General features: G+C 43.0%; 16 protein-coding genes. 3 read left to right on the top strand and 13 right to left on the bottom strand.

Going from position 1 to position 24,468, the window contains the following annotated elements; all coding sequences use genetic code 11:
• Positions 1-37: 37 nt before the first annotated feature.
• From AC1RM2_RS13550 to AC1RM2_RS13605, 12 genes are all read right to left on the bottom strand, one after another.
• The gene (locus AC1RM2_RS13550) at positions 38-1,465 is read right to left on the bottom strand and encodes a RagB/SusD family nutrient uptake outer membrane protein (RefSeq protein ID WP_492985592.1); all 1,428 of its coding nucleotides are present in this window, start codon (positions 1,463-1,465) and stop codon (positions 38-40) included.
• A 26-nt stretch (positions 1,466-1,491) separates the two neighbouring features.
• Positions 1,492-4,932: a SusC/RagA family TonB-linked outer membrane protein gene (locus tag AC1RM2_RS13555; protein WP_492985593.1), complete on the bottom strand. Its 3,441-nt coding sequence runs from the start codon at positions 4,930-4,932 to the stop codon at positions 1,492-1,494.
• Positions 4,933-5,199: 267 nt separating this feature from the next.
• Positions 5,200-6,384, bottom strand: coding sequence for a FecR family protein (locus AC1RM2_RS13560; protein WP_492985594.1), 1,185 nt, complete (start codon positions 6,382-6,384; stop codon positions 5,200-5,202).
• Positions 6,385-6,551: 167 nt separating this feature from the next.
• Complete coding sequence (locus AC1RM2_RS13565; protein WP_492985595.1) at positions 6,552-7,130, bottom strand: RNA polymerase sigma factor; 579 nt, start codon at positions 7,128-7,130, stop codon at positions 6,552-6,554.
• 801 nt (positions 7,131-7,931) lie between these two features.
• A complete protein-coding gene (locus AC1RM2_RS13570) occupies positions 7,932-11,309 on the bottom strand; it encodes a glycosyl hydrolase (protein WP_492985596.1) in 3,378 nt (1,125 codons plus the stop codon).
• A 44-nt stretch (positions 11,310-11,353) separates the two neighbouring features.
• On the bottom strand, positions 11,354-12,880 hold the full coding sequence (locus tag AC1RM2_RS13575; protein WP_492985597.1) for a TolB family protein: 1,527 nt from the start codon (positions 12,878-12,880) through the stop codon (positions 11,354-11,356).
• Between the two features lie 253 nt (positions 12,881-13,133).
• Positions 13,134-13,949, bottom strand: coding sequence for an SDR family NAD(P)-dependent oxidoreductase (locus tag AC1RM2_RS13580; protein ID WP_492985598.1), 816 nt, complete (start codon positions 13,947-13,949; stop codon positions 13,134-13,136).
• A 23-nt stretch (positions 13,950-13,972) separates the two neighbouring features.
• Entirely contained in the window at positions 13,973-16,855 is a 2,883-nt protein-coding gene (locus tag AC1RM2_RS13585; protein ID WP_492985599.1) for a TonB-dependent receptor, read from the bottom strand.
• Positions 16,856-16,991: 136 nt separating this feature from the next.
• Positions 16,992-17,615 (bottom strand): TetR/AcrR family transcriptional regulator, encoded by a 624-nt coding sequence (locus AC1RM2_RS13590; RefSeq protein WP_492985600.1) that lies wholly within the window; start codon positions 17,613-17,615, stop codon positions 16,992-16,994.
• Positions 17,616-18,386: 771 nt separating this feature from the next.
• Positions 18,387-18,575, bottom strand: a complete 189-nt coding sequence (locus AC1RM2_RS13595) for a hypothetical protein (protein ID WP_492985601.1) — start codon at positions 18,573-18,575, stop codon at positions 18,387-18,389.
• Positions 18,576-18,670: 95 nt separating this feature from the next.
• Complete coding sequence (locus AC1RM2_RS13600; RefSeq protein ID WP_492985602.1) at positions 18,671-19,039, bottom strand: nuclear transport factor 2-like protein; 369 nt, start codon at positions 19,037-19,039, stop codon at positions 18,671-18,673.
• 70 nt (positions 19,040-19,109) lie between these two features.
• Positions 19,110-19,703 (bottom strand): TetR/AcrR family transcriptional regulator, encoded by a 594-nt coding sequence (locus tag AC1RM2_RS13605; protein ID WP_492985603.1) that lies wholly within the window; start codon positions 19,701-19,703, stop codon positions 19,110-19,112.
• A gap of 227 nt (positions 19,704-19,930) precedes the next feature.
• Here AC1RM2_RS13605 and AC1RM2_RS13610 point away from each other — a divergent pair, with 227 nt between their 5' ends.
• Genes AC1RM2_RS13610 through AC1RM2_RS13620 form a run of 3 tightly spaced genes read left to right on the top strand, consistent with a single transcriptional unit; the run spans position 19,931 to position 22,676 of the window.
• Complete coding sequence (locus AC1RM2_RS13610) at positions 19,931-20,866, top strand: alpha/beta fold hydrolase (RefSeq protein ID WP_492985604.1); 936 nt, start codon at positions 19,931-19,933, stop codon at positions 20,864-20,866.
• Between the two features lie 34 nt (positions 20,867-20,900).
• The gene (locus tag AC1RM2_RS13615) at positions 20,901-21,755 is read left to right on the top strand and encodes an alpha/beta fold hydrolase (RefSeq protein ID WP_492985605.1); all 855 of its coding nucleotides are present in this window, start codon (positions 20,901-20,903) and stop codon (positions 21,753-21,755) included.
• 45 nt (positions 21,756-21,800) lie between these two features.
• Positions 21,801-22,676: an NmrA family NAD(P)-binding protein gene (locus tag AC1RM2_RS13620; protein WP_492985606.1), complete on the top strand. Its 876-nt coding sequence runs from the start codon at positions 21,801-21,803 to the stop codon at positions 22,674-22,676.
• Between the two features lie 718 nt (positions 22,677-23,394).
• Here the strand turns inward: AC1RM2_RS13620 and AC1RM2_RS13625 are convergent.
• Positions 23,395-24,465, bottom strand: coding sequence for a PDDEXK nuclease domain-containing protein (locus AC1RM2_RS13625; RefSeq protein ID WP_492985607.1), 1,071 nt, complete (start codon positions 24,463-24,465; stop codon positions 23,395-23,397).
• Positions 24,466-24,468 lie beyond the last annotated feature (3 nt).

Genomic DNA, 24,468 nt, shown 5'->3' on the forward strand with positions numbered 1-24,468 from the left:
CCAGTACAATACCACGTTTTTTTCATGCCGGTACAGATTAATTTCCGTAACCTGGGTTTTGAATAACTTTATTATTGGTGATTATTTCGCTGTCGGGGATAGGTAAGATGAGTTGATTAGCAGCTGCAATAGCGGGCTGCAGTGTTTTTATGGTTGCAAATGGCAGTCTGCGTAAGGCAAACCAGTCAGCACCATTTTCGCCTGCAAAACTTTTCATTTCTTCTTGTACAATCAGCAATTGTAATGCGGCCGGCGTGGTTGCCCCGTCAACAGCAGAAAAATCACTGACACCGGCATGACCCAGTACAGTTTTTAATAATGCTTTGGCATCGGAAAGGTTCCCTCCGGCCAAAGTGATGGCTTCAGCCTGCAGCAGATATGCTTCTGTAAGGCGGAAAGCATAGCAGTTTTCTGACAGCGGCGTTTGAGCTATATTATTAACATCACCTGAATAGTATTTGGTTAATTCAGGTAACGTGCCATAATACGGGCTTTGATAATCTTTATAATACCATTGGTTACGGGGATCATTGGCTAAGAGGCTTTTTAATTTATCTGTGGCAACATACTGCTGATAATATTGATAATCCTGAAACTTGTAGTTTTCTGTTGAAAATGGTTGTACGCTTAGTACCACCTCCTGACTGGTAAAACCTTTACTTAAAAAGAGGTCTTTGACATTCGCTTCCAATACGAAAGGGCCATTATTGATAGCATCCTTCGTGAGCGTTACCACCTGCGCATAATCACCGGCTGCACCACGATTTATTAAAACCCGCGCCTTTAACAACTTGGCAGCTGTGGTATTAGCATAAAATGTTTGCGTGTTTTGCGCAGGCAAACCGGATATAGCGGCGTCCAGATCTGCAAGGATAGAAGTATATGCGGCAGCTACGGTTGAACGGGGCTGGCTTGCATTATCGGTTGTTACAAATTCATCATGTAATATGATACCGTAGCTACTGCCCGTATTATTATACTGGCCGTAGTAAAGCAATAGTTCTTCGTTGCCAAATGCCCTTAAAAATTTGGCTTCGGCTATCATCTGTTTTTTGGCCGCGTCAGGAATGGAGGTAACCGGTGCAACGTTTTTCAGGAACCCGTTTGCTGCGTTTACCAGTGCATAACCATAGTTCCAAACGTTATCTATGCCATAAGTTTTGGAATTAAATGTAAACCCATTAAAATCATCATAACCGGGTATGATTAACGTATTAGCCAGCTCAGAAGGAATCGACTCATTAACATCTACCCATTTTACTGATGGTATATTATTGTAATCAAAACCGGCATTGGCAAAGCGATAATATACCCCGTTTAATACGGTAGAAGCACTTTTTGCATCTACAATAACATTACCGTCAATCTCCGATGTGGTAGGGTATACATTTAATTCCTTTTTGCATGCCCAAAGAAAGCAGCTAACAGAAAGAAATAGCAGATATTTAATATTTTTATGTTTCATTTTACTGTTTGTTAAAGGGTGAAAAATTAAAAACCTGCTTTTAAGCCCAATGAAAAGGCCCGCACCGTAGGATAATTGCTCACATCAAAATAACCGCCGCCTACACTGTACGGATCATTAGAGGTTTCAGGATCATTACCGGGATATTTGGTAATCGTGAAAACATTGGTTGCTGATGCAAATAGGGTGGCGCTTTGCAGACCGAGCTTTTTCATCCAGCTGCTTTTACTTAAATGATAGTTAAATGTAAGCGTGCGCAACTTGAGGTATGAAGAGCTGAATACATCTAAATTTGATTTATAATATAGTTCGTCATTTAACATCAGCCGCGGCTGATTTGTATTGGTATTTGTAGGCGTATACCTGTTTAGCATGGCCACATTGGCATTTGAAGTACCGGTAAATTCAACACTTGATACATGATCGCCCCAAAAAAGCTTGCCACCCTGCGAAAATGTAAAGTAAAACTGTAACTCGAAGCCCTTATAATTAAATCCCTGTGTCATCCCTCCAAAATATTTTGGAGCAGCCTGGGCAATAATGGTATTAAAATCAGGGTAGTTATTATCCAGCTGATACATGGGATCGCCGATAGATAGAAATGGGAAATATGCCGCGTTAGAACCGAGCAGTTTCTTATAGGCATCAAGCTGTGCCTGGGTTTTGATAAGGCCGGTAATTGTGAGGCCGGTGATTAAACCCAAAGGTTTGCCTTGCACCAGGGTGGTATTACCGTCCTCTAAACCGGTTAAGTTACCCAGTTGGCCCAGATCGGCATTTTTATCAAACTTGGTTACCAATGATTTATTCCAGGTTACATTTACAGAGGCATTCCATTTAAAATTCCCGCTGCGAATGATATCGCCGGATAAACTTATTTCCAAACCTGTATTTTTGATCCCTACCGCATTGCTTAGCAGTGAGGTATATGAGCTGCTTGGAGCAAGAGGCAATGTGAGCAATGCACCGCTTGTTTTTTTATTATAATAATCAACCGTTAGCTGTAACCTGCTTTTAAATAACGACACATCAAAGCCCCCATCTGCTTCTTTTGTACTTTCCCATTTAATGGCCGGGTTACCCAGTTGTGTAGGGACCAGGGCGCTGCTGCCACCATAAGCATAGGGCGTATACAGGGTGCGGTACATCTGGTCGCCGATATTTTGCGTTCCCGTCAATCCGTAGCTTCCCCTTAGTTTAATATCATCTATCCAGCTGACATTTTTAAGGAAGTTTTCCTGTGATAAGCGCCAGGCAATCGCACCTGAAGGGAAATAACCGAATTTATTATCAGGGCCAAATTTGGAAGAACCATCTGTACGCCCTGTAAATGTTAGCAGGTATTTATCCATGTAGCTATAGTTTGCCCTTATATAAAACGACAATAAATAACTTTGTGGCCTGGTAGGATCATCTCCCTTTACAAATAATGGGGTAACAGCCGATGATAAACTGGTTAACACATTATCATTAGGGTAACCCGTACCTGTTGCACTGAAAAAGCTGGTTTTCCTGGTTTCATAGGATGTTCCTGCCACCATATCTATGGCATGTTTACCAAAGGTTTTATTATAAGAAAGTGTATTTTCCAGAAACCAGTTGGTAAGCCTGCTGTTACTGTTGCTGCCAATACCACCATCGTTAGAAACATTCCCATAAAAACTGCCGATGTCTAAATAACTGGGGGTGTAGTTACGTTGGTTATACGCCTGTGAGTTCAGGGAAACCGTGCTTTTAAATTGCAGGTTATGCGTAATATCATAAATTCCTGAAACGGAACCCAGCAAGCTAAACGTTTTGGCATTGTTGGTAGCAGTAAGCAATGCAACCGGATTTTGAAAACCCTGGTACGAAGCGCCTACCTGCGAAAAATCTGTAGGATTACCTGAAGCGTCAAAAGGCTTGTAATCGGGCCTTGCCCTTAGTGCCTGGCCGTATGCACCATCGCCAATATTTTGCTGGGTGTAACCCAATGTCATATTGGTGATAAACCTGAAATGCTTGCCGATCTCACTCTCCAGGTTTATTTTACCTGCAATCCGCTGGTAATCTGTAGCATCTACAACACCCGGAGTACTGTTGTAAGAGATTGAACTAAAATACTTGGAAGACGCCCCACCACCCTGTACAGCAAGTTCGGCATTATGTGAAACCGTATTGCGTGTAACCAGCTTGATCCAATCGGTATCGCCATCGCCAAAAAATAATCCAGGGGTATTCAATATCGAATTTACATTGCCCGGAATATCCCAGCCTGCAGCCTTGCGTGCATCAAAATTAGTTTGAGCAGCCTCGGTAAGCAGCATTTTGTATTGCGCCGCGTTTAACACATCGGGGGTTATAGGCCTGGTAACAGTGGTGTAATAACTTGCCGTAATTAATGGCTTCATATCCTTTTTGCCTCTTTTTGTAGTTATTATAACTACACCGTTGGCCGCTTTTGAGCCGTAAATTGCGGTGGAAGAAGCATCTTTTAGTATACTGATAGATTCGATATCATCTGTATTTAAACCACCCAGGCTGTTTAAACCGTTTACAAAGGCCGTTGATAAACCTGCACTAACCCCGCCTGAAGCCGTAACATCATTACCTACAGGGCTGCTTACATCATAACCGGGAGACCGGAAATTACTTTGAACCTGCAGAGGAACACCATCAATTACGTATAAAGGATCGTTTCCTCCCAAAATCGAACTTGAACCACGTATCCGGATACGCACTGCGCCACCCGGCGTACCATCTGATTTGGTAACCTGCACACCGGCCGCTTTACCCGCAAGCGCATTATCAACCGTAGCAAAGGGCACATCTTCAATATCTTTTACGTCTATGGTAGATACGGCACCGGTAAGATCCTTCTTTTTAGTGCTTCCGTAACCCACCACTACTACCTGGTCGAGATTAGAGAAATTAACTTCCATAGTGATATTCAAAACATCGCTGCTGCCAACAGTTACTTCCCTGACTTTATAACCAATAAATCTGAACGTAAGCACATTCCCCTTTTCGGTTACTATGGAATAATTACCATTTTCATCGGAGATAGTTCCTTGCTTTCGTTTTAAATCCAGTATGGTTACACCCGGCAAAGGTTTACCGTTTTCATCGGTTACTTTTCCGGTTAGGGTAAAAGGGATCGTTAACATGTTGGCCAATGCCGCAAAAATTGATTCTTGTTTGTTTTTTACAACAATATTTTTTTTATCAACTATGTTAAAAGATAAGGGTAGCTCTTTAAAATAATTAGTTAACACATCATCAATGCTTGCGTTTTTAGCCTGGATGCTTATGCTTAAATTCCTAACAGACGAGATATCATAGAAAAACACATAACCTGTTTGTTTTTCTATAGCATGAAAAACCTGCTCAACCGAGGCATTTTTTTCATTAAGATTAATATTTTGACTGTATCCTTTGGCACTTGCCTGCAACAGGGCTATGATTAACATGAGTGTAGTCAGTTTCATAACCAATAATAATTTGGGGGGAAGCCATGCGTTGCACATAGCCCTGGTAATAGCATTAAATTTCATTACTTTTGTGAAGTTTGGATTAATACATGAAATAGTTCGTCCGAATTGTTTTGCCGCTTGTCGGGTTAATCCAAATATTTTCCGTAGAGGTGCTGGTAACACTTCTGCGGTTTTTTATTGGTGCCCGAAGTTGTGTTATCTGCTATGTTCGTAATTGTGTTATCATTTTTTTGAGTTTAATGTAAGTGAATAATTTATCTATTAGGGTGTTATTATAAGTTTACTCTTCTTCTGCTCACCGGAAGCTTTTTCAATACGAAAATGAATGTCCGAATAGTTAATAATCTCCAATAGCTGCGCTAAGCTTATATTGCGATATATTTTTCCTGAGAATTTTCGTTGCGAAACAGCCCCTTCATATTCAATATCTACATTGTACCACCGGGAAACATCTTTCATTAACGTTTTTAAGTCGGCATCCTTAAATTGAAACATCCCGTCTTTCCAGGCTGTTGCCATATCCGTATCAGCATTTCGAACTGTATTAATCACGGCAGTTCTATTATCTGTCTGAGCCTGTTCACCTGGTTTTATGATCGCATTCATGTGGCCGGCAAAAATTTTTACACTCCCTTCAAGTAATGTGGTTTTGACCGAATTTTCGTCCTGGTAGGCATTAATATTAAAATGGGTGCCCAGAACTTCGACAGTCTGAGCTTGCGTAACCACGCGAAATGGCTTTGACTTATCATGTGCTATCTCAAAATAAGCCTCGCCGCTTAGTTCTACCTTTCGTTCATTGCCGGCAAAAGCGGTCGGGAAATGCAAGGAAGAGGTTGCGTTAAGGAAAACTTTACTGCCATCGGGAAGGATAACCTGGTACTGTCCACCTCCTGGAGTAGTGATCAAATTATAAGTAACGGGCGCTGTCTGAATTAATTTACCGGCGGCCGATCCGTTGTACACCAATTGCCCGCTGGCTGTTATATATACCTGAGTTTTACCCTGTACTGCAACTTGTCCTTTTCCCGCACCCGACAGTGTGATTTTTTTCCCGTTTGCCAACGTTAAAATAGCTTTATTGCTTCCCGGAGGTAAATCATGTTTAGCATAATAGTGTGCAGGATATATATACCCGTTTTGCCATTGCTCATAAATGTATATTCCAGCCGAGAGCATGAGCAGAATAATAGCGGCAGCGGCAATCCTGCGGAATAAACTATAAGTTTTAGAGGCCTTTTGGGGTTCAGTTGATTTTATCTTTTGCTTAATTCCGGCTTTAATCTGTTCTTTCAAAGCGTTCTTTTCCTCCGGGGTCAGGGCTTCTGCTATTTCAAAATCTGTCTCAAATAAATTATAGTAAGCAGCCAGGTATGATTTTTCCTGTTCGGAAGCATTACCTGTGTTATATTTTTTTAAAATTTTTAGAAATTCTGCCTTTTCCATTCGAATTACCCGTCTCTTTTAATACATGACAGATGAAAATGAAAAAGTCCCATGATTTTTTAAACTTTTTCTTTAAAAATTTTGAAAAACATACGGCGTTCCTTTAAAACAATCAACAAAGACTTTTATCAGGCAAAAAAATGGACCGTTTTAAGAAAAAAACGTCGTCAATAATTTTTAAGGACAAGCAACAATGAAATTAGCGTCAGGGAGGCGCGAAGTTGATTAACAGCCTTGCCTAATTGGTTTTGAACGGTTTTACGGGATATTTCAAGTTGTTCCGCGATTTGGCTGGTAGAAAGATCCTGCTGGTAATGCAGGCGGAATATTTGCTGCTGTGATGCAGTCAGGGACATGATCAAAGCTTCATAAGCTGACATGAATTCCTTCCGTAATATTTCTGCGTCTGTCTGATCGCGGGCGGTCGTGAGCTGCAGCAGTAATTCAGGAACCGGCGTATACCTGCGCTCCCTTTCCATCCAGTTAAACACCATGTTTTTGGCTGCTGTAAATAAATAAGCGCTCAGATTATCTATGTGATTATCTTCTCTTTTTAACCATAATTGCAGAAAAACATCCTGGGTAATGTCCTTTGCCTGGTCCGGATTCTGTAAACGTTTAAAGACCGTGGTATAAATACCTTGCCAGTACTTTTCGTAAAGTGCATCAAAAGCGTCACTATTCCCCTCTTTTAATTTAAGAAGCAATAGCTTGTCCTCAACTTTATCGTAGTCACTTATTCGCATCAGATCAGTTTGTTAACACCAAATTTAAAAAAAAGACACACTAATAAAAACCACCATTTTAAAAGCTAACTCAAATCGATGTAATCTACTCTAATCTTGACTCCTACGTTCAAAGAGAGGTTATTGGTTCGATGTATCACGAAAAATTCCCTTTTGAAAATTTACAACATCGAACTGCTGAGGCTGACTTTTTACTACAACTCATCTATCAGATTAACAGCTCGTTACGTGATGATAAAAAGTGAGCAAGCGACAGTAAAGCGTGCTTGCCCATTCTGGCTCCCCACAAGCCCGGAACCATCCATACACATGGTGAATAAACAATGATTGCCAAAACCCTTATACCTCCTTCATTTCCCATAAAACTTTAAACAAAGAGCTTATTACTTAAACAGGCTCTTGTATGTTGCCGCTATTTAATTTTCGGGATTATCATTTGGCTTTTATGGCTTTCCTTTTAATAATGCTTAAACAGACAAAAAGTACTGCAAAACACTTCGGGTTTGAATGAACAATCAATTCTATGCACATAAAAAAACATGTTCGCTATAGTGGGGTTAAATCATTGATTTTGAATCCCCCCTCGAAAGTGGCGTTTTTTCGAACCAATTCATTGAAAAATTAAGAAGAATTGGAAATATTGGCGAAGACCCTTTAAGATTTTTAAAATAAAGTTATTGTTTATCTGGATTTTGAAAAAATAAGCAGGTGGTTGGTTTAGTTTAGTTTAGTAGCGTATATTATCTCTTTACAAAGGGTGAACGGAAACCTATTTAGAAAACCTTCAGGGAAAAGCCACATCTATTTCTTTATCTTCACCCATACCAACTTTACAGGCCCCAACAAACCGGAAGGCAGCAATTTTGAATTTGCATTGTAAAATGGTATTGTGGTGTAGGTTATTTTTTGCCTCGCATCAGCCTGCTGGTCTCCAATTAACCTGTTTACCCAAAGATTAGTGACCTTTATTTCAAACGTATTCTCCCCTGGTTTCAAGGTGCTGGTTACATCCACGACGAAAGGTCTTTTCCAAACTGTACCCAATGATGTTCCGTTCACCACTACTTCCGCCAAATTCTTTACATCACCCAAATCTAAACGGACCGTCGCACCTTTAACAAGTGTGCTTGCAAGAATATTAATGGCCTTTGTATAAGTGGCCGTACCAGAGAAGTATTTGATGCCCGGGTCGGTATGCGCTGTGTAAGAAATCAAGCTCTCAAAGGTAACCGCTGGTGGTGCGCCACGATCAGGCTGGAAAGCAACGTTCCAGGGGCCATCTACTCTTGTTATAATCCTTTCCGTCCTTGCTGGGAGGGTAACAATATTTCTTTTCGCAGGCGTCAGAAACACTACAAAGAATGCATCATTTGGTGTAAAATTCAGGGAAACGGTTGTAAAGCCATTTGCTGTTTTATATGAAACAGGTTCCGTTTTTCCCGTCTCCGGATGCCAGATCTGTGGCTCCTTACCAACGACACGGAATGTGGCATCAATGGTTTCATTGCGGTCGTTGCGGTTATTTACCCAATAAATGTCGCCGTTTGTCACTTTGCGATGTACGTAAAGTAATTGTGGCTTGCTCTGCGATTGACTATATCCAAAATCAGGGGTGATATTCAAAGAAGAAAGCACTTCAGCAATTGCCTTTCCAGTGTGCACATTGTTTCGACCAGAGCCCCATACTTCATTTACAAGGTGCTGAAATTCTGATGGATCATCTCTTAAACCGGCTATTATTTCAGGCTTTACACCACTGATGGTAGCCCCCTCTTTTGCCAGCTGAGCTATTTTGCGAAGCACCGGCAACGACATTCGCCTCGCATTGCTGTCAAGCACCAATAAACGATAATGCATGCCGCTGGGTGTGATAAGATTTCCATCTTTTACTGACAAAAGATTAACAAGCGCATGCGGATTGATAAAATCATAGCTATAGCCTGGTGGAACATCGGGTAGTTTGTTTCCGAACAGTCCGGTAATATTATTGTCTTCCCCGTAATAATATACCACGTCAGCTACAAATTTCCCCTGCTGCAACATATAGGAACTACGGGCCAGGTAATCGGTCCATACCTTTGCCTGATCTGCCCAGGTATCATGACGGTTAAACCATTGACCAAATACACTTAGGCCAAGACCAGGGATCTTGTCATCAACCGGCTGATGGACAGAAGTATGGATCACAAAACGGTTCACGCCGCTGGCCAGCTCCAGGTCAGCCGTGGGTTTTAATTTTTCCGGCGAATACGACCAAGCGCCATTAGTCCCAAAGCCAATTGCGGTAAACGATTCAGCAGCGACCATGTTTTGCCCGTATATGTGGGCAACCGAAGCGGATTCAAGAATATCAGCCTGGGCCATGTTCGGTGGAGAACCACCAAGCCCCGGTGTCCACATGGCCGACATCGGAATAGCTGCTGTACGCTTTACATCCATACCATCTACGACATACAAACGGCCGTTCTCATGCGATTCAGAATAACGCTTCATGCCATAGACCGCAAGAATACCGGTAAGCTGGTCATAATGATTTTCGGCTATCAATTCCGAAATAGTTTTACGCCAGTCCCAGAGAAATTGCTCACTCGCTGCTGCACTCTTGATAACCTGGCCGGTCAGTACCGGCATCCAGGACAATAAACTATAACCTCTACGCTTCTGAAACTCCCTCATCATTCCGGGAGTCCAGGTTTCCTGTCCCGCTTCATAGCTATCGGTTATCATGTATTGCAGGCCTTTGCTGCCCATTAAGCCGCCTGTTGCATCTTTATATTGGTTCAGGTAAGTTGTAAAATAATCTTTCACCGCCCGTGCATCCATTTTGTCTACTTCCAGTCCTGTTGCTTCCACTGACGCAGGATGGTTCTGTTTCCCGGTTAAGGAATAGCCAAAGCGTACTATTTTCCATTCTCCGTCGGCCAGAGGGGGCGTCCAGTTAAGTGTGCCGTTTGTATCCATCTTCCCCGTTAAATTAACTACGTCGGCTTGTGCAATCACATCCGGGGTATTTGGTGTCGGATATTTCAACAAATCAGCAGAAGCAACAAAACCAGCCTTTTCTTCAAAGTGATTGATACGTGTGGCAGGGTATAACACCAGTTCGGCAATGTCGTTTCCGGCAGGTGGTTTAGAAACCATTCCGCCGCCGGTCAGCGCTGCAATAAGATTGGGGTGGGCTTTAGGATTTTCAAATTTTAACCTGAAATATCTGGCAGTTGTTGGCGGAATAGTAACGGTTTGTTGTAGAATAACACTAAGTGGAATAAAAGCCACCCTGCGAAAATTAATGCCATCATCACTTACCTCCAAACTGCGTTCTTCAGACGGCCCGAGTAGTCCGAAAGGTGACCTGCTTCCACCTCCTGTCACCGAAACTGCTTTGATGGTTTGAGGCTTTGAAAATTCATACTGGATCCAGGAATATCCCTTTGCCGGATCGGAGGGTAACAGATTGGTGGTTTCCAAATCTCCGTCCGTTAATTGGTCCAAGCTAAAACTGCCTGCATTGGAAGTGATTTTGGGGGTCAAATCCCTTAATGCGATATCCGCGGCGGGCAAGCGATATGCTACCACTGCCACATCCTCGTAATACTCAGGTGGCGCAGCTGTTTTTAAACGGATGACCGATGTCTCCTTTGGGATAGACAGATTTTGGAAATCCCCTGTCGTAGCAGGCGGTTTAGGTAATGTACCATTAAAGGCATGCCCTCCTTTTAACCGGACTTCACTCCAAACCAGTTTCTTCATCCCATCTTTAGGAGATACCCACGGCCCTCCGCTTTCGCTCCAGCCCGGAGAGCCGGCTATGGCCATTTCCAGTTTTAAAGAGTCGGCCAGTTTGGTAGCCAGCCTGAAAGCATCTTTCCATTCAGGTGTCATGTATAATAAGCGCTTCGCAACAATTTGCGGAGTGACAACGCCTGCATCAAAATTTTGGAGGCCGCCAATTCCGCTACGCTTCATCCATAGCAGATCTTTGCGAATACCATCCTGGGTAATGTTCCCATTTATCCAATGCCACCAGACCCGCGGCCTGGCGGCATTATCCGGATGTACAAAACCTTTGTAAAGGCTGTCATTAGGTACTTTTCTGCTTTGTGCGGCTGCAGAAGCCGGCATTAAAAACGCGATGCTTATACAAACCTTAACCGCAAAATCCCTAATGTTAAATGTCATTTACTATTTTATTTAATATTTCGTTTTATGTGTGGCAAAAGCACTTACCGGAGCACTCCCGGTACCCCTGTAGGTAATCCACTGGCCAGGTCTACCGAAATTTTATGTTTTCCCAATTCTGCTTCTATCGTACCAGAGGACATACTGGTGGCGCGGAATATGACATGCTGTGCCTTCAGAAAGCCTTTCCTTTTTCCCGAAACCTGGATATTTGCATCCCAGGACACATCACGTCCATACGGTCCGGTAGTAGAAGATTCGCTCCCATTCAGAACATATACTCCGTCATCTGAAAAGTTAAAGTATTTAACAACGCGGCGCGGCTCCCCGGGTGTTCCTGCCGCCGGTTTTACAGTGCTTATTTCTGCATATCCTGAAACGTAGCCCTTAAGCCTTCCTTGTTCTGGGATGGTCTTGTCAGGCCACTTAATATCTTTCAGATCGGTAGCCCACTTCATTTCCGGACTAAACGGCTTCAGGGGAATCGTAGGCTTCCTGGAGGTAAACCTGATCATCCTCAGGCGGCCCCTTTGCTCTCCCGGTTTTTCCTGCTTTGGATCCTTTTGCTCCCAGAATACGCCATGTGTACTGGTAGGGTCCCAGGTTAAGTTTCCAAAATGATTATACAGCGTAAAGTTATCTTTGGCAATGGTCAGATCCTGGCCCGTGTAACCATCCTCAGGCAGTCTTGCCCGGTCGCCATATTGATCGACCATACTAAGGCCATAAAACCGCTTAGGAGGCTCAAAACCTTCAAATGGCGCATTCCGCGACTCGGCCACTCCGGGCACCTGAGGCGCACCGGCGATAAGCGGACGCGGGATTAATTCAAACGCGTCCATTCTTGTTGTTTGCCTGTGTGTCTGAAATATGACCCATTTGCCATCCGGTGAAGGATAGGTGCCCTCATCATAGCTGAAATGTTTGGTAAGCCTGGTCACTTCACCTGTTGTAAGATCAATTTTTGCCAGGTCAAAGTTGTTGCCTTCAAATAAAGAGCTGCATATCAGAGCGCGTCCCATGTCTGCAAAACTTTTGACTTCGCCACCGCCGTGCAGGAAGGGCCTGAACGGATCAGTGTCTGATTGATCTCCCACTATTACCTTAGGTTTGGCAAGTTCGTAACGTTCACCTTTTTCGTCAGCAACCCTGGTTAACTCACTTACCAGAACAAGCATCCCTTTTGTAGTTACCAGCGTACCGGCAACATGGATCCCATCCGGCGACATATTAGAAGCAATCCGCATGAGCGTACGTGCACCTGGTATTGCCGGATATACCAGTGGCAGAATCCTGGCTTCTTTGCAGTCCACTATCGATGGTGTGCATTCCAAAATTCCTGTAGGGGTATAAACCCGTTTGCCATCTGGAAGAGGTACCGGCATTTCGCCACCAATCTCTTCTTTTAGCTCACATGTCAGGCACCTGAAACCGCTCCCGTCATCTGACATAACCGCAAGGTCCGCCTTTTTTTTCCCGGCCATGTGAATCTCCATGATCAGATGCTTTGCATCGGGAAGATAATTAATCAGGACAGCATCACTTACATCTGCCGGAAGTGGTATAGTCATAACCTCAAATGGTTCCGGCTTCGGAGCCGGAGGAAGCTTGGGTATAATGGAGTAGTTTTTCTGTTGTGCATGTCCCTCAAAGATTGTCAGGAGCACTAAAATTATTATACCCGGTAGTATTCTCATTAACTTTTTCATAATTGTTATTTCTGATAGTTTTTTAATGTTTATAAATGATAGCCGTTGTGGTTACTCTACGGCTCTTCAAGTAAAGTGTATCTACACCGTAAGTAGCCTCATATAAAGCACTTTGTTACTGACTGGTAATCCCATACTTTTTCATTTGCTTATTGATAAAGGAAGCTGCCGTTTTCGGACTAATTCTGTTAAAAATCCCAAAAAACCTGGAATCAGAACCCACATATACCTGGTATTCATTATTTTCTATCCCCCTGACAATTATCTCCGCCGCTTTCGCCGGCGTCAGGATCTTAGATTGGTCAGGCACCTTACCTTCTTGTGCCATCTTCATCGTGACACCTGAATTTGCCGTGATATTGGTAGCTACAGCGCCGGGGAAAACAACTGTGACATGTACATTGGTATGTTGCAGTTCTGAGTGCAGGCCTTCGGTAAGCAACTTTACAGCTGCCTTAGTTGCGCCATAGAAAGTTTGGCCAGGAACCGGCAGAAATCCGCCCATGCTGGAAATGTTGACAATATGTCCCTCAGGCCTGCTCAATAAGTGTGGTAAAAATGCCTTGGTGACAAACAGTGTACCATATAAGTTGACGTCAATTACCCTTTTAATTGTCTTATAGTCAAGATCTTTTAAATCAACAAACGGTTGAATTATCCCTGCGTTATTGATAATAGCGTCTACATGGCCATTTTTTGCAATAGCGTGCCCAACCAATTCATCAACCGCGGTACTGTCGGTAATATCTACGGCGAAAAAGCTTAAGCTGGTTTCACACGCTCCGCTAAGCTTTAAAGTTTCCTGCAAAGCAGCCCAATTGATATCAACAGCAATAACCTTTGCTCCCTTTGAAATAAGATTCAACACTATTTCGCGGCCAATACCGCTGCCACCACCGGTAACCATTACTACCTTTCCTTTTACTTTCATATGCTCGTTGCTAATATTTATATTCAGTTAAAATTATAGGAAAGGCTTAAAAAATATGACCTGGGCTGGGTTGGCCTTGCACCATAAACTGCATTCGGATTGGCAGCAACCTGGGCTTTAGTTAAAGCCTCGGGCGATAAGTTACCGGGAAATCCTCCGGGAGCATACCAACCTGTAACACCAATAGAATTAAAAACATTATTAATATTTAAATTAACATATAGTTTGGACGAAAGCTGATACCCTGCCTGGTAGTTGAAGGTACTGTATCCGGGTATGTCAAACGCATCTGCAGCATTCGCAGCCGAGGAGCCGACATACCTCCACCCCAGAGAAGTCATGAACCTGTTTAACCTATAGGAAGGGGTTATGCTTGTCAGTACGGCAGGTGTCAGACCTACTCGTCCGCCGCGGGTTTCTGCTACCTGGTCATCAGCAGGCCCTGGTTTGCCTACATTCCAGTGTCTTTCTACCACCGAAGTTGCATGTTGCAGTGTAACAGCGCCGCGGACATTAATGTGGCTGCCTATGTTAAAAACACTTTCCATTTCCACACCAATCGTGCGTTGTTCACTAAACACGGCCTTTGTGTAGTAGTAGGTATTAACTTGCACATCCTGTGTATAGTCGAAGGTCGGTTTATTAGAGATGTCACTGTAAAATGGTGTAAAATATCCGGTAAAACCTCCTTTCTGAACCTTATATCCAAGTTCGGCCTGCACTACGTGGATCGGGATAAATGATACCGCATCCGCCTGTGCCTGTGAGCTTACTGCTGTTACCGATTGGAGATCGGGTGCTTTGCGACCCTCGGAGTAACGTACATAAATTGCTTGCTCTTCAGAAAATTTATAATTTAACGCTGCCGAATAAGACAAGCTTTTTACTGTTTTGTTAATGTGAAACGGTGTATTGCTTACGTAAACGTTATTATCATAGTAGGTGAGTAAGTTTTTATCATAACCGCCCGCTGCCGTGGCGTTGGGGTCAATTACAGCGTTGTTGGATGATCCGGTAAATTGATTATAGTTATACCTGAAACCATAGTCAAGTGTAAGGCGGTCCGTTAGTGGGGATGACTGGCCGAAGAAGGCATCGAACCTATTGTTGGAAATGTTACTATTGCCATATCCCGTGCCGTAAGCGGTAAAACCGTTTGCATCAGTTACCTGTGTAACAACTCCCGAAAAGTTGGTGTAGGTTAAACCCAAAGGATGCGGCTTATCCTCAAGGGTAGTAAAGGACTGTCCTGCATAACCTTTTACAAAGCTGATGTTGGAATGGCCGATATAAACACCCGCGTTGAAAGTTGTTTTCCCAACCACTTTGCGAACACTGAACTGTTCCATCACCTCCTTAACTTTATTATGGAGCGCATTGGCTAATTCAAACAAAACAGGGGCCGATTGCACCTGACCGTTAGGAAGCTGATTATAGGTCTTGATGAAATTGATGCCTAAAAACTGACCTGTCGGCGAGATGTTCGGAGACTGTACTACCGTGAGCATTTTTTGCCCGGTGGTCAGATCTGTAAAATTATAGGTTCCGAATTTTCCGGCTAAGCCCTGCAATCCATAAAAGAGTACGCCATCAGCAGAAAGGATGCCCAGAGGCGCTGCAGCGTTCCACGTCGCTTCCTTATTGCTGTATTTAAAATTATTCGTGATTGACCAATTACCCCCGAGGTTTTGCTGATATTCAAGCCCAATTGCCCTATCCAGGTTATGAATGAGGTTGGATGGTCTAAACTGGTTAACATTGCCATCACTGGTATACTTAAAATCGAGCGTTTGACTTGATGGGCCGGCCAAAGTAACGTTGTTGGAAAAATCTGCAGCCGGTCGTGGGTTGGTATAGCTTGTAAAAGGAAGAAAGTCAAAATAGCCATTCTTATCGTCAAGGAACTTACCATATAGTTTGATACGTCCGGTACCGTACTTTTTAACCACGTTGAATTTCAACTGTCCACCTTTATTCAGGGGATAGCCTGCATATCTTGCCCCATCGCTATAGCGGTAAAAACCACCCACGTCATAAGTCAGATCGCCCTTTTTATTTAATGGCCCACCAATGTTCAGATCGGCACGGTAATATGGATTAGAATTTCCTTCCAGGCCGTATTTAACTATTGCTTCGCCCGCGAATTTATTGTCCCCTGTTTTAGAGGTGTAGTTAAAAAGACCGCCAGGGGCATCAGAACCTGTAATCGAAGCTGATCCGCCGCGAACGGCTTCCACCCTTGCAGTTGTGGCATCGGCACGCAGGAAATAATCGGGCCCATAATTAGCCCCGGTAAAATTGGTAACGGGTAAGCCGTCTTCCTGCATGGAAACATAGAAATAACCAATTGAAACATCGTTTGAGGTAGGTGTACCCCTGACGGCAACCTGGTTACGGATTTCACCTGCCGATGAATTGACGTAAACGCCGGGAACATTTTTCAACAAATCAGCCGCACTTTGCGGTGTCTGTATTTTTATCTGCTGCGCACTAATTGTAGAAATCGCTATAGACGCGTCGAGCCGCTTCCTTGAATCAAATACGCCGGTTACAATTACCTGCTGCAGCTCACTTACGTTATCTGTAAGCGTTATAGTCATTGAACTGCCGATTTTAACGGTTTGTTCAGCGCTCTTAAATCCGACCATAGAAAATACTAATACCGAGGATGAGGAAGGCACGGAAACGGTGAAGTTTCCTTTAGAATCTGTAGTCGTGCTGCTTTTTCCATCTTTTACATGGATGGTTACCCCGGGCAGTGGATTGCCTTTCTCATCAGTAACCGTACCTTTTACTTGTTGCTGGGCGAATACCGGAATACAGCAGAACATTAAGAATATTGCCTGCACCAGTATTTTTTTCGCGAGTTTACACCAAACACGTTTGTGAGTAAGTGTTTTTTTCATAATTTTAGGAAATTTTAATTAATAAAATAATCGGTTATTTGGTTGATTAAAAATATCGCCGGTAATGTTTGCCGCATTACCGGTATTTTTTTTGAGTGTTTATTTATCCATATTATCGGTTTAAGTGAATACTCTTTTATGATTCTTTATTTGTAGCCTGTATACTTCTTATCCTGATCTGTTCATCAAGCGCAATAATCCCCTGATGGGTACAAATACCTCTGACAGCCAAAGCGATGGTGTTTAGCAGCAAATCATAAGGCGTCAAATCAAATCGTTTAAAATGCTCGGCTCGCACAACAGCGGTATACAATACAAAAATGCTTTCAAGTACTACTTCAGGAACAATGTCCTTTCTGAACAGCCCCTCCTGAATACCCCGGTTGATGACATTTAAGAACTCCGGCGTAAACCTGCCGCTGTTGGCCGCATCGCTCTTAGCGGCTAAATCCGGATAATAGTAATACAGGTCATGGAAGAAAATCTTGTTGACCCGGTACGAAACATCAATAGATGTTAACCAGATATCAAAAAAGCGCGCAGCGGCATTTTGAGCTACATCTAATTTCCTGAAATCCTGGTACTGCTGGTTAAAGAACAGGGTAAGAGCATCGGTCAGAAGCTCCTCTTTGTTCTTAAAATATTTATAAAATGTTTTGGTCGAAATGCCAAGGCTATCCACAATCTTTTGAATGGAGGTGTCCCGGATTCCGTATTGCAGGAATTGCCGAAGTGAAACTTCAAGAATTTCGGTTTTCATAATTATAATTGGTCGGAAAATATATTTTGAGAAATATTTTCCATCAAAGTAAATGGAAAATATTTATAAAAACAAATTTTCCGTGATTTTTCTTTAAAATAATTTGGCTTTTAACCTGAAGGGAATTTTAAGTTGCGCCTTTATTTAAAAATACTGGTCTAATCAAAGTGAATCATCATCTGGCAGATCGTACTGCAGACAAGGACTGGTGAAAACGTATTGACCAGTCGCGCGTCATAAGGCATCCAATTCGTTCCCACAGTGGCGTTTTTTCGAACCAATTCATCGAAAAATTAAAAAGAATTGGAAATTTTGGCGAGAGCTATCTATAATCTATTGCTTTTTGAAGTAAAATATTGACAAAGTTGTAATGGACGAATTTAGCTCATTAGTACCCTCCATTTTTTAATTCATTTTCAATTTCCTCAATAGTTGGTAAACTTGATCTTAGATTTTGCGGCAGTCATCTGGTTAATTCAAATTCCGAAACTCCAATGGGTTTACTCATATCTCTTAATGCATATTCTGCCATAACCTTATTTTTTGTTTGGTCAAGAAACACCGTTATTCCATGACACACATTTCTAAGTGCCCTTTACTCTATGAGTAGCGCAATAGCAAAATGACTCTAATTGTTAGTGTATGCATTGCTGTGCATTCTAAAATCCTGATCCCTCACTGGTGGCGGATACCGGTTAAGGGCAGGATCAATAGTTAACTTGATTAATTTATTTGCCGATTTTTATCAAAAGGATACTTACTGAATCTGGTTTATTTATAGATCCTGAAAACACCAGACAGCACAAAGCCCAGATACTTACATATGTTTTTGTACTCGTTGTAAAATTCGCCCTTCCTGTAATCTTTCTCCTGCCAGAACGGCTTTGATATCGCAAAGTCACTTGCGGACATTCTCGAAATTCCCCTCACCACGTTTTCCAATCGCTCAATTTTTTCCATTTCTTTATTTTTAAACCTTCCGGCTTATCTCAATAAATAAAAATGGCTGCTGAATATTCAGCAGCCATTTCATCAATCACACCAAATCAAACAATTTATCCCTCAGCTACCGGCTGAAGATGCCACATATCCTCCGGAATAATATCTTTTAGCTGCTCATACATGGCATCCCTAAATAGTCCGGTTACGGGAAATGGCTTGAAAGCAACAGATCGGTACTTGATCTTTCCCTCCTGATCATCCTCAATCAGCTCAAAACTGACCAGCTTATGCCCATCAATCTTGCCTTCCCAGATCAGCACCGTGTCATGATCCTGCCTAAATTCGTGCGTAAACCGACCGTCTCTGACTGATGTCGATGTAAGCATAACCTGCGCCACCAGGTCTTTACCCTTCACTTCCCTGGAAAATATAGGACTCGAGAAAACTACATCATCTGCAAGCAGCGCTTTTAGTCCCTCCAATGTCGCACCCGGTGACTCTTTGAATTGTCTTAGTGGATGTCTGTTCATTTCAATTGTTGTAACTTATATTTTATACTTCAGCGGCCTGCTCATTAATTTCCCGTTTGAGGATGTCCATCAGCATTTTCATTTGGGAAATGTCCTGGGATACCCTGGCTACCAGGATTCCACCCTCAATCATCGCATAGGCTTTCATCGCGAATTCTTTATAGTTCCAATTGGAGTTAAATTCGCCGTCTTCAATACCTTTTTCCAGGATGTCAATCATGCCCTGCTGAACATCACATATAGTTTGGTACACTTTGTCCCGGATCACCGGGCTGGTATCGTCGGCTTCCATCCCGAAATTCATCATGGGGCAGCCACCTTGTACCGGCGGATTCAGCGGATCGCTCAGGTAATCCAGTAGCCCAAAAAACTTATTTTTTGCTCCTGTGTACTTTTCTGCCTCAGTCTTAAACTTATCCGTCAACTGGCGGAGGTTCCAGTCAACCGCGCAATGGCTCAGCTCTTCCTTGTTTTGAAAGTGCACATACAGACTTCCCTTGGCCATTTTAGTGGCTTCCATAATATCTGTCACAGCCGTTGCCGCCACACCCTTGGTGTTAAAGACCGGAGCGGTCTTTTCAATGATAAACTGTCTTGTTTTTTCCGCCCTGTTCATTCTTTGCGTATTAATTCAAAGCAAATATACAATGAACGATTGTTCATTTTTGTCATTAATAAGTAAACATCAATCCCGGTTATTCATAATGAACAATCGTTCATTTTATATTTGTCCCGTCGATCGTGGCTAGCATGAACGCATAATTAAATAGTCAATAACGTGGCTCAGGCCGCATCCCATCCGGACAGCTTGATCAACTATCCGGATGGTAAATACTTACTCATATGGAAAGAAAAGAATTTTTAAAACTTGGCTCAATCGCCGCCGCAGGACTTACGCTGCTGCCAAAAAGCAAGCTGTTAGCCAGCTCCGTTGGCCCTTATACGGCCAGAACGGTACCTACCAGCTTTGTCGACGTACAGGGGCTGAAATTTGCCTATCGCCGGTATGGTAAAAAAGGCGGGCTCCCGCTCGTATTTACCAATTACCTGACCGGCACTATGGATAACTGGGATCCGGCCGTTATTGACGGCTTTGCAAAGGACCGGGAAGTGATCATTTTCGATAATGCCGGTGTGGCGGCTTCAGCAGGAAAAACACCTGATACCATTGCCGCAATGGCAAAGGATGCAGCTGCCTTTATTGATGCGCTTGGCCTGAAGAAGATCGACTTGTTCGGCTTCTCTATTGGCGGAATGGTGGCCCAGCAACTGACCTATGATCGCCCGGAACTCATTCACAAACTGATCTTATTGGGAACCGGCCCCCGCGGAGGTGAGCGGATGGCCGATTATTCTCCGCAGGTTTGGGCGCTGTTCAAAAAGCTGTATCCGCATCCCGATGAACTACTGCTGGATACTTTCTTCACGCCGACTGCAAAAAGTCAGAAAGCCGGATGGGGTTATTTGAACCGGATCCGGGCGCGGGTAAAAAAAGATCCTGCGCTGACGGACAAAGTCGCGCCTGCACAGCTGGCCGCTATCTTTAGCTGGGGCAAACCCGCGGAAAACAGCTTTGACTATCTCAAGGAGATCAAACAGCCAACCCTGATCATACACGGCGACCAGGACATTATCTGTCCTACCGTTAATGCCGTGATCCTGAAAGAGCATCTGCCTGATGCCTCATTGATCATTTATCCGGATACCAATCATGCCCCGCATTACCAGTACCCCGTACAATTCCTGCAACAGGTAAACGAGTTCCTGCAACAAGCCTGATCCAAATTAATATAAACAGTCTAAATAAAAAAACATGAATAATTACACCCATAATACTGCACCAACGCAGTTCGCAGATGTTAATGGCATATCCTTCGCCTATCGCAGATTTGGAGACGGAGACGGCCTGCCTCTCGTATTTTTCCAGCATTTTACCGGAACCTTAGATAACTGGGATCCGGCTGTCCTGGACCCGCTTTCGGAAAACCGGGAGATCATTATCTTTAACACCAGGGGAATCGCTAAATCAGGCGGCGACCCAAAGCACACCATCGCCGAAATCGCCAAAGATGCTGAAGACTTTATTGACGCCCTCGGACTTAAAAAGGTCGACCTGTTTGGCTTTTCGATGGGCAGCTTTGCTGCACAGCAGGTAGCTGTGGATCGCCCTGAATTGGTTAACCGCATCATCCTGGTGGGCTCAGGCCCAAGAGGCGGAGAAGGCCTGGAAACCTTCCTGCCGGAGGTGTGGGCCTTATTCGACAAACCTTACAATCAACCGGATGAGCTGTTACTGGATACGTTCTTTTTACCAACAGAGAGCAGCCAGGCTGCCGGCTGGCAGTTTTTGGAACGCATCAGGGCCAGAAAAGATGACCGGGACATTGCCATCAATGATAAAGTAGTACCGGCGCAGCTGGCTGCAATCGCAGAATGGGGTAAGAAAAGCGAGGGCTCTTTTGACTATCTGCAAAAAATAACGCATCCGGTACTGGTGGTAAATGGTAAGCATGACATTATTTTTCCAACCGTAAACTCTTACCTGCTGCAGCAGAACCTACCCAATGCACAACTGATCCTGTACCCGGATTCGAACCACGCCTCACATTATCAGTTTCATGAACATTTCGTATTGCAGGCCAGATTATTCCTGGATGGCAAGGCTTAACAAATCCGGAAAAACAAAATAGTAATAAACATTTAAATGAATCTTATGAGCAATCAGCAAAAATTTCTGGTTACAGGGGCAACAGGTTACACAGCAGGTTATGTTATACCTGAGCTGCTAAAGAGAGGTGTACAGGTACGTGGCCTGGTACACAAAATTGACGAACGATCCAAAAAACTGGAAGAACAGGGCGTTGAAATTGTACAGGGTGACATCAATGACTTTTACGCGGTAAGCCATGCGTTGAAGGGTATTACCGGTGTCTATTTCCTGTACCCGATCCTTACACCCGGCATACTTACCGGTACGAGTTACCTGATACAGGCTGCAAGGGAGAATGGTGTTCGCAACATCGTGAATATGTCACAGATCTCGGCACGCCGTGAGGCAAAAAGTAACGGAGCAAGGGATCACTGGGTTGCAGAGCGTATGTTGGACCTCTCGGGTCTTAAAGTGAGCCATATTCGCCCGACGTTCTTTGCCGAGTGGCTGATATACAGCGACACGATCAAAACACAGGACAAAGTGATCCTGCCATTTGGGGAGGGCCGTTATGCACCCATAGCAGCAGAGGATCAGGGAAGAGTGATCGCAGAATTACTTGTAAACCCGGAGGGGCACGAAGGGAAGATCTATCCGCTTTACGGGCCGGTTGAGTACAACGTTTTTGATCTTGCCGGTATTTTGAGTGAAGAACTGGGCAGGGAAATTACTTATGAACCGATAAGTATCGAAACCTATCGGGCCGAAGCCCCTAAGCAAGGCTACCATCCGCACTTTATTCAGCATATATCCAGTGTGGCGCAAGACTGCCGGGACGGCGTTTTTGCAGGGACTAATTCAGCGGTAAAAGATATTACCGGGCACGAGCCGCTGGGCATAAGGGAATTCATCCGAAAGCATCGCGTCTATTTCGAATAGGCTTTTCATAAAAAAGCTGCCTTTTACGTAGCAGCGGCCCAACCCAATATCAATAAAAATACTGGTTTTTAAGCGTTGCGGGTGTCCTTACATTTTCATAACGCCGGATTTGTTTCCCGGCGTTATGAAATATTAAAATCTTCGGTAGTAGAGCGCGAACCTCAAGCATACATGGGCGCCCTGAAATATCTGACCAATCTATTCTGTGCTGATTCAACGTCAGGTTTTTGAGTTGTCCTTTGTTAAATAAGGCCGCACATTTAATTCGAAAAATATGAATGATGCCCGGACTTTTCCGAACGTGCCTTTCCATTTGATAAAAGCAAGAAAAACAAAAATTAAGTTGCCGGCTTAGATCTGACCACTGTTTAACTTGCGGTGTTAATAGCCTGAACAGGAAATTGAACTCCGAAAAAACGTCATTGTCCAATAATTTGAATAAAAATAGCCTCAATTTAAAATTAGTATAAAGTCTCCTTAACAGATTGACCTGCAAAATTAAAGCCTGTTGATTGTTCCAACAGGCTTTAAAACATTTTTAAATTTTCTTCAATACTGTGTTCGGTAGTACCGAAGTTTTTGCTCCGGGCGGTGGTTTATTTTCGAACCAATTCATCGAAAAATTGAGAAGAATTGGAAATTTAGGTGAGAGCCGTCTATAATCCATTGCTTTTTGAAGTAAAATATTGACAAAATTGCAATGGACGAATTTAGCTCATTAGTCCCCTCCATTTTTTAATTCATTTTCAATTTCCTCAATAGTTGGTAAACTTGAATGCAGGTTTTTCGGTAATGATCTGGTTAATTCAAATTCCGAAATCCCAATTGGTTTATTCATGTCCCTTAAAGCATATTCTGCCATAACCTTATTTTTTGTTTGGCAAAGAATAAGACCAATGGTAGGTTTATCAGTCGGATGTTTTATTAGGTCATCCACTGCAGAACAATAGAAATTCATTTTGCCCGCATATTCGGGCTTAAAGTCGCCTCTTTTTAAGTCAACGACAACAAAACACCTCATTTTAAGATGATAGAATAAGAGGTCTAAATAGAAATCCTGGTCGCCAACAACTAATTTGTATTGCCTACCGACAAAAGCAAAGCCGGCACCTAATTCTAATAGAAACTTTTCTACATGTTTTACCAGTTCAGTTTCCAACTCTCGTTCCGTAAAAGGCTGCGCAATTGTAATAAAGTCAAATATGTATGGGTCTTTTAGCGTTTCCTTTACCAAATCAGATTGTGGATTGGGCAAGGTTTTTGAAAAATTATTAATTGCTTCTCCCTGTCGAAGATGAAGATCACTCTTTATCATTAATGAAAGAACATCTCTACTCCAGCCATTTAAAAGCGTTTGTTGCACATACCAAAGACGTATTTTTTTTTCCTTAACCTTTTGCATTAGCAAAATATTATGCCCCCATGGAATTTGTGAAACGACTTGTTTCATAAATTCAATCTTAGCGTGATTAGAATTTTCTAATTGTGAAACAGGCCGTTTCACAATTAGATCTTCGGTATCATATTCCTTATAAAATTGAACCATAAATAATAGATTTCGTTCAGAAAAACCCTTTACCTCCGGCAGCTCATTTTTAATATCATTGGCTAATCGTGCGACAACCGTAGCTCCCCACCCTTGTTCGCTTTGAAGTTGCTTTACAGTTTTACCGATATCCCAATAAAGCATAATCAATTCGGCATTTACCGCAAGAGCCGCTTTAGTTTGGGCGTTGCGAATTCTTGCCTTTATGTCTGTTAACAAAGATTGATAATCTTTAATATCCATAGT

The organism is Mucilaginibacter sp. GW822-FHT03E02 (assembly GCF_058801545.1).